The sequence below is a fragment of the Streptomyces sp. AM6-12 genome (genome assembly GCF_044327085.1).
Taxonomy (GTDB): Bacteria; Actinomycetota; Actinomycetes; order Streptomycetales; family Streptomycetaceae; genus Streptomyces.
Genome location: NZ_JBIQWN010000001.1, coordinates 4,893,374 through 4,905,352 on the forward strand (window position 1 = coordinate 4,893,374; position 11,979 = coordinate 4,905,352).

9 protein-coding genes are annotated in these 11,979 nt (G+C 73.3%); 7 read left to right on the forward strand and 2 right to left on the reverse strand.

The features are described 5' to 3' along the window. Positions 1-42: 42 nt before the first annotated feature. Complete coding sequence (locus tag ACE4Q9_RS22190; RefSeq protein WP_397985971.1) at positions 43-984, reverse strand: YhjD/YihY/BrkB family envelope integrity protein; 942 nt, start codon at positions 982-984, stop codon at positions 43-45. 196 nt (positions 985-1,180) lie between these two features. Here ACE4Q9_RS22190 and ACE4Q9_RS22195 point away from each other — a divergent pair, with 196 nt between their 5' ends. The 7 genes from ACE4Q9_RS22195 (at position 1,181) to obgE (ending at position 10,937) form a co-directional block, all read left to right on the forward strand. Continuing rightward, on the forward strand, positions 1,181-1,957 hold the full coding sequence (locus ACE4Q9_RS22195) for a TIGR03936 family radical SAM-associated protein (RefSeq protein ID WP_397985972.1): 777 nt from the start codon (positions 1,181-1,183) through the stop codon (positions 1,955-1,957). A gap of 263 nt (positions 1,958-2,220) precedes the next feature. Further along, a complete protein-coding gene (locus ACE4Q9_RS22200) occupies positions 2,221-6,684 on the forward strand; it encodes an Rne/Rng family ribonuclease (protein ID WP_397985973.1) in 4,464 nt (1,487 codons plus the stop codon). 119 nt (positions 6,685-6,803) lie between these two features. Beyond that, complete coding sequence (locus ACE4Q9_RS22205; RefSeq protein ID WP_397985974.1) at positions 6,804-7,556, forward strand: sugar phosphate nucleotidyltransferase; 753 nt, start codon at positions 6,804-6,806, stop codon at positions 7,554-7,556. Next, complete coding sequence (locus ACE4Q9_RS22210; RefSeq protein WP_397985975.1) at positions 7,544-8,611, forward strand: iron-containing alcohol dehydrogenase family protein; 1,068 nt, start codon at positions 7,544-7,546, stop codon at positions 8,609-8,611. The genes ACE4Q9_RS22205 and ACE4Q9_RS22210 overlap by 13 nt, the downstream gene beginning before the upstream one ends. A 170-nt stretch (positions 8,612-8,781) precedes the next feature. Further along, on the forward strand, positions 8,782-9,102 hold the full coding sequence (rplU, locus tag ACE4Q9_RS22215; RefSeq protein WP_009188585.1) for a 50S ribosomal protein L21: 321 nt from the start codon (positions 8,782-8,784) through the stop codon (positions 9,100-9,102). 14 nt (positions 9,103-9,116) lie between these two features. Continuing rightward, positions 9,117-9,371, forward strand: a complete 255-nt coding sequence (gene rpmA / locus ACE4Q9_RS22220; RefSeq protein ID WP_030779398.1) for a 50S ribosomal protein L27 — start codon at positions 9,117-9,119, stop codon at positions 9,369-9,371. Between the two features lie 120 nt (positions 9,372-9,491). Beyond that, positions 9,492-10,937: a GTPase ObgE gene (gene obgE, locus ACE4Q9_RS22225; RefSeq protein ID WP_397985976.1), complete on the forward strand. Its 1,446-nt coding sequence runs from the start codon at positions 9,492-9,494 to the stop codon at positions 10,935-10,937. 106 nt (positions 10,938-11,043) lie between these two features. Here the strand turns inward: obgE and galU are convergent, their stop codons facing one another. Then, positions 11,044-11,952, reverse strand: a complete 909-nt coding sequence (galU, locus tag ACE4Q9_RS22230) for a UTP--glucose-1-phosphate uridylyltransferase GalU (RefSeq protein ID WP_397985977.1) — start codon at positions 11,950-11,952, stop codon at positions 11,044-11,046. Positions 11,953-11,979 lie beyond the last annotated feature (27 nt).

Consider the following 11,979-nt stretch of genomic DNA (forward strand, 5'->3'; position numbering starts at 1 on the left):
GAGCGAGTGACGCTTGAGCCCCTTCCCGGAGCGGAAAGGGGCTCATCGCCGTTTCGGCCCGGACCGTGGTCGGTCCGTCGCCCCGCCCCGCAGGGAGCGCCAGCGGGAGCGGGTTCGGGTGACGACGTCGTTCCACTGGCGGCGGACCTCGTCGTCGGGGGTGCGTTCGCCGTGGGAGATGCGGGTCAGTTCGTCGCGGATCTCGCGGCCCACCACGGAGGCACCGACGATGCAGAGCATCACCGCGAACAGGGCCGAGATCATCGCGAAGACGGCGCCGACGACGCCGTAGCGCTGGGCCGAGGCGTTGAAGAGGTGGGGGAGGTAGAGGGTGGCGCCCACGGAGTAGGCCGCGATGGCCACGGCGCCGGTGACGCCGAAGGGGATCAGGTCCCGCCAGGCGATCCGGTGGGCGGACAGCAGCACGCCGGTCCAGACGAGGAAGACCGCGGTCACCGGCAGCTCGACCGCCACGCTCAGCAGATGCGCCCGGCTCTCGCTCGGCAGCGCCTGGATCAGGCCGCTCACCGCCATGTAGCAGGCGCCGGAGAGCAGCCAGCCCAGACCGTTGCGGGTGTTGCGCACGCTGAGGGACCTCAGCTCCCACGTCTGCTCGAACAGGCGTTGCAGGGCTCGGGTGAAGCTCAGCGCCGAGACCGCGAGGAACAGCACGCCGAGGACACTGACGTCCGCCTTCTCCTGCTCGGGCGCGAAAAGCGCGTCGACCGCCGCGGCGCCCTCGCCCGTCAGGCCGTACCGCGTGATCAACTGCCGCGCCACGTCGTACGACCCGACGCTGGTCAGCACCGCCGCGCCCAGGATCACCAGCGGCACCAGCGCGGTCAGGGCGCTGGAGGCGAGGGCCATGGAGCGGTCGAAGCCCGCGACCCGCTGGAAACGGCCCAGCACCCGCAGTGCGAACGCGGGACGCAGCCAGAAGGTGAGGGTCCTGAGCAGGCGCCGGCCACGGTTGTCAGCCGTCATACCCTCCGGGGCAGCGTTCAGAAGGGGCCGAAGGAGCAAAAGGGAGAGTAGTCGTCCGCGGCCGTCCCGCTCCCGGTCGACACGGCGGGAACCTCGGGGCGCCGCGGCACGTACTCTTGAGAGAAGTACGACCGCTCTCACGAAGGACAGGACACTGGGCAAGCGACAGCCCGAAGGCCCGCCGCCCGCACCCGCGGTGCAGCGCATCCGACTGCGCTACACCAAGCGCGGCCGCCTGAGGTTCACCAGCCACCGAGACTTCCAGCGCGCCTTCGAGCGTGCGCTGCGCCGCGCCGACGTGCCCATGGCGTACTCGGCCGGATTCACACCGCACCCGAAGGTGTCGTATGCCAATGCCGCACCCACCGGCACCGGCAGTGAGGCGGAGTACCTGGAGATCGCGCTCACCGCGCCGCGCGACCCCGGGAAACTGCGCGTCCTCCTCGACGAGTCGCTGCCCGCCGGGCTCGACATCGTCGACGCGGTCGAGGCGCACACCTCGGGTCTCGCCGACCGGCTGACGGCCTCCGTCTGGGAGCTCAGGCTCACCGGAGTCGATCCGGCCGACGCCGAGCGCGCGGTCGGGGCCTTCAACGGAGCCGGGTCCGTGGAGGTGCAGCGCATGACCAAGAACGGCGTGCGCACCTTCGACGCCCGCCCGGCCGTGGCGAGCCTTCAGGCGTACGGCGCACCGGCTGATGGGCCGACCGACCAGCCCTGTGCGATACTGCGGCTGGTTGTTCGGCACGTGACGCCTGCCGTACGACCCGACGACGTCCTGTCCGGTCTCCGCGCCGTGGCCGACCTGGCGCCGCCGGTCCCCGCAGCGGTGACCAGGCTGGCGCAGGGGCTGTTCGATGAAGAGACCGGCACGGTGACCGACCCGCTCGCGCCCGACCGCGAGGCGGCCAAGGCCTCCAGGGCCGTACCGGCCGCCGCCGCGACGGCGCGGGTGCCGGAAGGTCCCGCGTAGGGACGGACGCCGTAGCGCCGCCCTCGTACTCGGGAGCCACCTGGGTCGGGCAGCGCACCGACCAGAAGACTTTCGCCAGGCCGTACCGACAAGGCGTACGGAACCGGCGAGACAGGACACAGAGTGCTCCCGTGCGGCGCCCGCGCCCCGGACGGCGGCCATCGCGCATCGCGCGGGCCGCGGACGTCACCGGTGGACGGCCCCTTCGGGCCGGTGCCGGAACCAGGCGCGGCGCCCGGGAGCCTGACGGGAGACAAGCCCGCATGCTCGAGCCGACCGAACCCACCGAGGGTTCCGAACTGAACACACCGAGCGACACCCTGCCGCCGCGCAGGCGTCGCCGTGCCGCCTCCCGGCCCGCGGGTCCGCCCGTCGCCGCGGAGGCGCCCGCCGAGGTGACCGTCCCGGCCATACCGGCCGCGGAGGACGCCGAGGAGGCGGCGGAGACCGCCGCCGCTGCCCAGGCTCCCCAGACCGCCGCCCCGCAGGCGACCGAGGCGGCCGGGGAGGCCGCACCCGCGCGTCCGCGCCGCCGTGCCGCGCGCCGCGCCTCGGCGCCCGCCGGCGCACCCGCCGCCGCCGAGACCGTCGAGTCCGCGGAGACCGTCGCGCCGGCCGCAGCCGCCGAGGTCGCCGAGGGCGGCGAGGTCGTCGTCGGCGAGGAGGCCGCCCCGCGGCGCACCCGCCGCCGGGCCACCCGCAGCGTCACGACGCCGGGCGCGGAGGCCGAGGCCGCCGCGCAGACCCCGGCCGAGACCGAGGCGCCGGCCGTGACCGAGACCCCCGCAGAGACCGAGGCGCCCGCCGCGCGGCCGCGCCGCCGTACCAGCCGTCGTGCCGCCGCGCCCGCCGCCGAGACCGCCGTACCGGCCGCCGAGGAAGACCAGGCCCCGGCCGCCGACGCGGGGACGGCCGAGGAAGAGGCGCCTGCCGCGCGGCCGCGCCGCCGTGCCGCGCGCCGTGCGTCGGCGCCCGCAGGTGCGCCCGCCGCCGCCGAGGTCGCCGAGGCCGTCGAGCAGGCGGAGACCGTAGCACCGGCCGTCGCCGAGGTCGCCCGGCAGACGGAAGCCGTCGCTCAGGAGGCCGCCGAGGAGGCCGCGCCCGCCGGCCGTACCCGTCGCCGGGCCACCCGCCGCGCCACCGCGCCCGCCGGTGCGCCCGAAGCCGCCGAGGCCGTCGTCCGGGTCACCGCCGAGGACGCTCCCGAGGCCCCGCCGGCCGAGGAGGAGCCCCCGGCCGAGGCCGCCCCCGCCCGCCCCCGCCGTCGCGCCACCCGCCGCGCCACGGCACCCACCGGCGCGCCGAAGGCCGCCGAAGAGGCCCCGGCGACCGAGCAGGCCGAGCCCGCCGCCGAGGCGCCGGCCCCCGTTCCCGAGGCACCGGCCGCCGCCGAGGACACCGAGGACGCCGCCCCGCGGCGTACCCGCCGCCGCGCCACCCGCCGGGTCACCGCGCCCGAGAGCGCCCCCGCGGAGGCCGCGCACACCCCGGAGGTTCCCGTCACCACGCACACCACCGAGGCCGCGCCCGCCGCGCAGTCCGTGCCGGCCGCCGCCGAGGTGTCCGGGGCCGCCGAGAGCCCCGCACCGCGCCGGGCCCGGCGCCGGGCCGTGCGCCCCGCGTCCGGGTTCTCCGAGCCCGCGCGCTCGGCGGGGGGCGAGGAGGGCGCGCGCCGTCCCGCCCGTCCGGCCGTCGCCGTCTTCCAGGCGCCGGTGTTCGCCGAGCCGCGCTTCCAGACGCCGGAGCGGGCCGCCGCCGAAGCCGCCGCGGAGGCCGCCGAGCCGGTCGAGGCCGAGCAGCCCGCGGAGCCGCAGCGCGAGGAGTACACCGAGGAGCGCGCCGAGACCGGTTCGCGCCGTCGCCGTCGCCGCCGTGGCGAGCGCGCCGAGGAGGCCCCGGCCGCCCCGGTCGCCGTCGAGGACGAGGACGAGGACGAGGAGCCGGAGGGCGCCGAGGGCGAGGCCGAGGACGGCGAGGGCTACGAGGAGTCGTCCTCGCGCCGCCGTCGCCGCCGGGGCGGCCGTCGCCGCCGCCGCGGGGACGCCGCTGAGGGCGAGGGTGGCGAGGAGTCCGGGGAACTGGCCGCCGAGCAGGCCGCGCAGGACGCCGAGGACACCGCCGAGCAGGAGGAAGAGGACGCCGAGGAGGCGCACGGCGAGGAGCCCGCCGGTTCCAGCGCCGGCAGCCGTCGCCGTCGTCGCCGTCGCCGCCGCGCCGGGGAGAGCGCCGTGGACGGCGAGCCGTCCGCCGACGACCCGGAGCGTACGGTCGTCAAGGTCCGCGAGCCGCGCAAGCCGAGCGAGCCGTCCGACGAGGTGCAGTCCATCAAGGGCTCGACCCGTCTGGAGGCGAAGAAGCAGCGCCGCCGCGAGGGCCGTGAGCAGGGCCGCCGCCGCGTCCCGATCATCACCGAGGCCGAGTTCCTGGCCCGCCGTGAGGCCGTCGACCGCGTGATGGTCGTCCGCCAGCACGGTGAGCGCACGCAGATCGGCGTCCTCGAGGACAACGTGCTCGTGGAGCACTACGTCAACAAGGAGCAGTCGACGTCGTACGTCGGCAACGTCTACCTCGGCAAGGTGCAGAACGTACTGCCGTCGATGGAGGCCGCCTTCATCGACATCGGCAAGGGCCGCAACGCCGTGCTGTACGCCGGCGAGGTCAACTTCGGCGCGCTCGGCATGGGCAACGGCCCGCGGCGCATCGAGTCCGCCCTCAAGTCCGGTCAGTCGGTCCTGGTGCAGGTCACCAAGGACCCGATCGGACACAAGGGCGCGCGGCTGACCAGCCAGGTCTCCCTGCCGGGCCGCTACCTCGTGTACGTCCCCGAGGGCTCCATGACCGGCATCAGCCGCAAGCTGCCCGACACCGAGCGGGCCCGGCTGAAGACGATCCTCAAGAAGATCGTCCCCGAGGACGCGGGCGTCATCGTGCGCACCGCCGCCGAGGGCGCGAGCGAGGACGAGCTGCGCCGCGACGTCGAGCGGCTCCAGGCGCAGTGGGAGGACATCCAGAAGAAGGCCAAGAACGGCAACGCCCCGACGCTGCTGTACGGCGAGCCGGACATGACCGTCCGGGTCGTGCGCGACATCTTCAACGAGGACTTCTCCAAGGTCATCGTCAGCGGCGAGGACGCCTGGCAGACGATCCACGGGTACGTCTCGCACGTCGCCCCGGACCTCGCGGGCCGCCTGTCGAAGTGGACCTCCGAGGTCGACGTCTTCGCCACCTACCGGATCGACGAGCAGCTCGCCAAGGCGCTGGACCGCAAGGTCTGGCTGCCCAGCGGCGGTTCGCTGGTGATCGACCGGACCGAGGCGATGGTCGTCGTCGACGTCAACACCGGCAAGTTCACCGGCCAGGGCGGCAACCTGGAGGAGACGGTCACCAGGAACAACCTGGAGGCGGCCGAGGAGATCGTGCGCCAGCTGCGGCTGCGCGACCTCGGCGGCATCATCGTGATCGACTTCATCGACATGGTCCTGGAGTCCAACCGGGACCTGGTGCTGCGCCGCCTGCTGGAGTGCCTGGGCCGCGACCGTACGAAGCACCAGGTGGCCGAGGTGACCTCGCTGGGCCTGGTGCAGATGACCCGCAAGCGGGTCGGCCAGGGCCTGCTGGAGTCCTTCTCCGAGACCTGTGTGCACTGCAACGGCCGCGGTGTCATCGTGCACATGGAGCAGCCCGGCTCCGGCGGTGGCGGCGGCAAGCGCAAGAAGCGCGGCCGTGGCGGCGACGCGCAGGAGCAGCCGCACGAGCACGAGCACGTGCACGAGACCGCCGCGGTCGCGGTGGAGAGCGGCGAGGCCGTCGAGCCGGAGATCGAGACGGCCGCCGAGGTGGCTGCCGAGATCGCCGAGCCGGTCGCCCTCACGCCGCCGGAGTTCGCGCCGGACGAGGAGCTGTACAGCAGCGTCGCCGAGGCGGAGGCCGCGGCCGGCCGCGGCCGTACCCGCCGCCGGGCGAGCCGCCGCGCATCGGCCCCGGTCGGCGCGCCGAAGGCGGAGAAGTCCGCCCGGAAGGCCGGCCGGACGAAGGACGCCGAGGTCGCCGCCGAGGACGTCAGCGCCGGGGCCGCCGTGCCGACCGCGCAGGACGTCACCGCCGAGGAGGCCGCGGCCCGCCTGGTGCGGCCCGAGCCGGCCGCCGAGGCGCTGGCCGAGCCGGTGGCCGCCGAGGACCAGGTGGTCCCGGTGCCCGAGGCCGCCGAGGAGGCGCCCAAGGGCCGTACCCGCCGTCGGGCGACCCGGAAGGTGTCCGCACCGGCCGGTTCCCCCGCGGGTGCCGAGGCCGCCGTGGTGACCGTCGCCGAGACCGCGCCCGCGGCCCCGGTGGCGGAGCCCGCCGCCGAGGAGGCGCCGGCGCCCGCCGAGAGCGCCGCGCCGGCCCGTCCGCGCCGCCGCGCGGTGCGGCAGGCGGCCGCGCCGACCGCGTCGGAGGAGACGGCCGTCGTGGTCGTCCCCGCCGCCGAGGCCCCTGCTGCCGAGGCCCCCGCCGCGGAGGCTCCCGCCGAGGAGACCGCCGCCGAGGAGGCTCCGGCCAAGAAGACCGCCCGCAAGGCGGCCAAGAAGGCCACGGCGAAGAAGGCGGCCACCAAGAAGACGGCGGCGAAGAAGACCGCCGCCAAGAAGACCGCCGCGAAGAAGACGACGGCCAAGAAGGCAGCCGCCACGAAGAAGACGGCGGCCAAGAAGACCGCCGCGGCCCCGGAGTCGACCTCCGTCGACTGACCGGTCACGGCACGTCTGGGTGCGGTCCTGTCCGCGAGGAGAGGGCCGCACCCGCTTTTTCAGCGGGCCGGGGCACCGCGCCCTGTGCCCGCGCCCCTGAACCGAAGGAGAGAACCGCGATGATAGGCCTCGTGCTGGCGGCCGGCGCCGGACGGCGACTGCGCCCCTACACGGACACCCTGCCCAAGGCCCTGGTGCCGGTCGGCGCGGAGGAGGGGCCCGAGGCGGTCTCTGTCCTGGACCTGACCCTCGGCAATTTCGCCCGGATCGGTCTGACCGAGGTCGCGGTCATCGTCGGCTACCGCAAGGAGGCCGTCTACGCGCGCAAGGCCGAGTTCGAGGAGAAGTACGGCCTGAAGCTGACGCTCATCGACAACGACAAGGCCGAGGAGTGGAACAACGCCTACTCCCTGTGGTGCGGCCGGGACGCGCTCAAGGACGGCGTGATCCTCGCCAACGGCGACACCGTGCACCCGGTCTCCGTCGAGGAGACGCTGCTGGCCGCGCGCGGTGACGGCAAGAAGATCATCCTCGCGCTCGACACCGTGAAGTCCCTGGCGGACGAGGAGATGAAGGTCGTCGTCGACCCCGAGAGGGGGATGACGAGGATCACCAAGCTGATGGACCCGGCCGAGGCGACCGGCGAGTACATCGGCGTGACGCTGATCGAGGGCGACGCGGCCGGGGAACTGGCCGACGCCCTGCGCGCGACCTTCGAGCGCGACCCGCAGCTGTACTACGAGGACGGCTACCAGGAGCTCGTGAACCGCGGCTTCCGGATCGACGTGGCGCCCATCGGCGACGTCGACTGGGTCGAGATCGACAACCACGAGGACCTCGCCCGCGGGCGGGAGATCGCATGCCGGTACTGACCCGGCTGTTCCCCTCGCCGATCGTCATGGACATCCGCGCGGGTGCCCTCGACGATCTGGCGGGCGTGCTCGCCGACCAGCGCATCTCGGACTCCGGGCGGCTCGCCGTCGCCGTCAGCTGCGGCTACGGCGCCCAGCTGCGCGAACGGCTCGCGCCGGCGCTGCCCGCCGCCACCTGGTTCGAGGTGGGCGGCGGCACCCTGGACGAGGCGGTCGACCTGGCCGACCGGATGAAGTCCGGCGACTTCGACGCGGTCGTGGGCATCGGCGGCGGCAAGATCATCGACTGCGCCAAGTACTCCGCGGCGCGCATCGGCCTGCCCCTGGTCGTCGTACCGACGAACCTCTCGCACGACGGCATCTGCTCGCCCGTGTCCAACCTGGACAACGACGCCGGACGCGGCTCCTACGGAGTGCCCGCGCCCGTCGCCCTGTTCATCGACCTGGACGTGATCCGCGAGGCCCCGCTGCGCTTCGTGCGCTCCGGGATCGGCGACGCCCTGTCCAACATCTCCGCGGTCGCGGACTGGGAGCTGGACCACCGGGTCAACGGCGAGAAGATCGACGGTCTCGCCGCGGCCATGGCCCGCCAGGCCGGCGAGGCGGTGCTGCGGCACCCCGGCGGCTGCGGCGACGACGGGTTCCTCACCGTGCTGTCCGAGGGGCTGGTGCTCACCGGCATCGCCATGTCGATAGCCGGGCACACCCGGCCCTCCTCGGGCGCGTGCCATGAGATCAGTCACGCGCTGGACCTGCTCCACCCGCGCCGGGCCGCCGCGCACGGCGAACAGGTGGGCCTCGGCGCCGCCTTCGCCATGTACCTGCGCGGCGACCACGACGGCTCCCGGCTGATCGTGGAGGGCCTGCGCCGGCACGGGCTGCCCGTGCTGGCCGGGGAGATCGGCTTCAGCGACGAGGAGTTCGTCCGGGCCGTGGCCTTCGCGCCGGAGACCCGGCCGGGCCGCTACACCATCCTGGAGCACCTCGGCCTGTCCGCGGAGGGGATCGCGGAGGCGTACGCCGGGTACGCCGCCGCGGCCGGACGCCCAGTTTGACCCCTACGGCCCCGGCCCGTAACCTTGACCGTCGGCGTGTCATCGAGCCCGCCACATCCCCGTAAACCTGTTCCTCCCGGACGCTAGGCCGGCCGGGAGAGGTCGCCCATGCGTATGCCGGGCGGCTGGCCTGCGGGGGTGCCGTTTCTTCGAGCGAAAGAGAGATCCGCGTGTACGCCATCGTGCGCAGCGGTGGTCGCCAGCACAAGGTTGCTGTCGGCGACATCGTTGAGGTTGACAAGATTTCCACCGCCAAGGTTGGCGACACGGTCGAACTCTCGACCCTGCTCGTTGTCGACGGCGACGCTGTGACCAGCGACCCGTGGGTGCTGGCCGGCATCAAGGTCCAGGCCGAGGTCGTGGACCACCACAAGGGCCAGAAGATCGACATTCTGCGCTACAAGAACAAGACCGGCTACCGCCGTCGGCAGGGCCACCGCCAGCAGTACACGGCGATCAAGGTCACGTCGATCCCCACGGCTGCGAAGTAAGGGACTGAGAAGACATGGCACACAAGAAGGGCGCATCGTCCACCCGGAACGGTCGCGACTCCAATGCCCAGCGGCTCGGCGTGAAGCGCTTCGGCGGTCAGGTCGTCAACGCTGGTGAGATCCTGGTCCGCCAGCGCGGCACCCACTTCCACCCCGGCGCCGGCGTCGGCCGTGGCGGCGACGACACCCTGTTCGCCCTGCTGCCGGGCGCGGTGGAGTTCGGTACCCACCGTGGCCGCAAGGTCGTGAACATCGTTCCGGTCGCCTGAATCAGCTGATTCGGCACCGAGCGTTTCGCGAGGCGGACCTCACTTCCCGGTCGGGAAGGCGGGTCCGCCTTTCGCGTGTTAGTACCTAGACATACCCGTACTTTCTGGAGGCACTGAACCATGACCACCTTCGTGGACCGCGTCGAACTGCATGTCGCCGCGGGTAACGGAGGCCACGGCTGTGCCTCCGTCCACCGCGAGAAGTTCAAGCCGCTGGGCGGCCCGGACGGCGGTAACGGCGGGCGTGGCGGTGACGTCATCCTGACCGTGGAGCAGTCGGTCACCACGCTGCTCGACTACCACCACTCCCCGCACCGCAAGGCCACCAACGGCAAGCCCGGCGAGGGCGGCAACCGCTCCGGCAAGGACGGCGAGGACCTGATCCTGCCGGTCCCGGACGGCACCGTGGTGCTCGACAAGGCGGGCAACGTCCTCGCCGACCTGGTCGGGCAGGGAACGTCGTACGTCGCCGCCCAGGGCGGCCGCGGCGGGCTCGGCAACGCGGCGCTGGCCTCGGCCCGCCGCAAGGCGCCCGGCTTCGCGCTGCTCGGCGTGCCCGGAGACGTCCAGGACATCGTCCTGGAGCTGAAGACCGTCGCCGATGTGGCGCTGGTCGGCTATCCGAGCGCCGGCAAGTCCTCGCTGATCTCGGTGCTCAGCGCCGCCAAGCCGAAGATCGCGGACTACCCGTTCACCACCCTGGTGCCCAACCTCGGTGTGGTGACCGCCGGTTCGACCGTCTACACCATCGCCGACGTGCCGGGGCTGATTCCGGGCGCCAGCCAGGGCAAGGGTCTGGGCCTGGAGTTCCTGCGGCACGTGGAGCGGTGCAGCGTGTTGGTGCACGTCCTGGACACCGCGACCCTGGAGTCCGACCGCGACCCGCTCTCCGACCTCGACATCATCGAGGAGGAGCTGCGGCAGTACGGCGGCCTGGAGAACCGGCCCCGGATCGTCGTCCTGAACAAGGTCGACGTGCCCGACGGCAAGGACCTCGCCGAGATGGTCCGCCCCGACCTGGAGGCCCGCGGCTACCGCGTCTTCGAGGTGTCGGCCGTGGCCCACATCGGCCTGCGCGAGCTGTCCTTCGCCCTCGGCGACCTGGTCGGCAAGGCGCGTGCCGCCAAGCCGAGGGAAGAGGCCACGCGGATCGTCATCCGGCCCAAGGCCGTGGACGACGCCGGGTTCACCGTCACCCGTGAGGAGATCGGCGGGGAGCCGCTGTTCCGGGTGCGCGGCGAGAAGCCCGAACGCTGGGTGCGCCAGACCGACTTCAACAACGACGAGGCCGTCGGCTACCTCGCCGACCGGCTCAACCGCCTCGGTGTGGAGGAGCAGTTGATGAAGGCGGGCGCCCGCGGCGGCGACGGCGTCGCCATCGGCCCCGAGGAGAACGCGGTCGTCTTCGACTGGGAGCCGTCGGTCACGGCGGGCGCCGAGATGCTCGGCCGCCGCGGTGAGGACCACCGTTTCGAGGCACCCCGGCCCGCGGCCCAGCGCCGCCGGGACAGGGAGGCCGAACGGGACGAGGCCGGCCGGGAGTTCGACGACTTCGAGCCGTTTTAATCGGAGCCGATGACAAAGGGCGGGCCCGGAGGAGAAATCCTCCGGGCCCGCCCTTTGTTCATATCCGTTGTGCCGGGCGGCCTGCCGTGTCCGCCGTGCCGGGCGGTCAGTCCTCGGTCAGCTCCTGGCCGACGTAACCGCGCAGCCAGGTCCGGAACTCCGGGCCAAGGTCCTCGCGTTCGCATGCGAGTCTGACAATGGCACGCAGGTAGTCGCCGCGGTCGCCGGTGTCGTAGCGGCGGCCGCGGAAGACCACGCCGTGCACGGGGCCGCCGAGCTTCTCGTCGGCGGCGAGCTGCTGGAGGGCGTCGGTCAGCTGGATCTCGCCGCCGCGGCCGGGTTCCGTCTTGCGCAGGACGTCGAAGATCTCCGGTGCGAGCACGTAGCGGCCGATGATCGCGTAGTTCGACGGCGCCTCGGCCGGGTCGGGCTTCTCGACCAGGCCGGTGATCTTGACGACGTCGCCCTCGGCGGTGGCGTCCACGGCCGCGCAGCCGTAGAGGTGGATCTGCTCGGGCGCGACCTCCATGAGGGCGATGACGCTGCCGCCGTGCCGCTCCTGGATCTCGATCATGCGCTGGAGCAGGGGGTCGCGGGGGTCGATCAGGTCGTCGCCGAGCAGGACGGCGAAGGGCTCGTGGCCGACGTGCGGGGCGGCGCACAGCACGGCGTGGCCCAGGCCCCTGGGGTCGCCCTGGCGGACGTAGTGCATGGTCGCCAGGTCGCTGGACTCCTGCACCTTGGCCAGGCGGCTCGCGTCGCCCTTCTTCTGGAGGGCGGATTCCAGCTCGTAGTTGCGGTCGAAGTGGTCCTCCAGGGGACGCTTGTTACGACCGGTGATCATGAGGACGTCGTCGAGCCCCGCGGACACGGCCTCCTCGACCACGTACTGGATCGCGGGCTTGTCGACGACCGGAAGCATCTCCTTGGGAGTCGCCTTGGTCGCCGGCAGGAAGCGGGTACCGAGACCCGCCGCCGGTATGACCGCCTTGGTGATGGTGGGGCGGGAAGCCATCAGGTGTTCGTCTCTCTCGTTCTGCAC

Excerpts from the sequence above, each read along its gene's own strand:
- ACE4Q9_RS22190 (WP_397985971.1), bottom strand. The coding sequence starts at position 984 with ATGACGGCTGACAACCGTGGCCGGCGCCTGCTCAGGACCCTCACCTTC.
- ACE4Q9_RS22200 (WP_397985973.1), top strand. The coding sequence starts at position 2,221 with ATGCTCGAGCCGACCGAACCCACCGAGGGTTCCGAACTGAACACACCG.
- ACE4Q9_RS22205 (WP_397985974.1), top strand. The coding sequence starts at position 6,804 with ATGATAGGCCTCGTGCTGGCGGCCGGCGCCGGACGGCGACTGCGCCCC.
- ACE4Q9_RS22210 (WP_397985975.1), top strand. The coding sequence starts at position 7,544 with ATGCCGGTACTGACCCGGCTGTTCCCCTCGCCGATCGTCATGGACATC.
- rpmA (WP_030779398.1), top strand. The coding sequence starts at position 9,117 with ATGGCACACAAGAAGGGCGCATCGTCCACCCGGAACGGTCGCGACTCC.
- obgE (WP_397985976.1), top strand. The coding sequence starts at position 9,492 with ATGACCACCTTCGTGGACCGCGTCGAACTGCATGTCGCCGCGGGTAAC.
- galU (WP_397985977.1), bottom strand. The coding sequence starts at position 11,952 with ATGGCTTCCCGCCCCACCATCACCAAGGCGGTCATACCGGCGGCGGGT.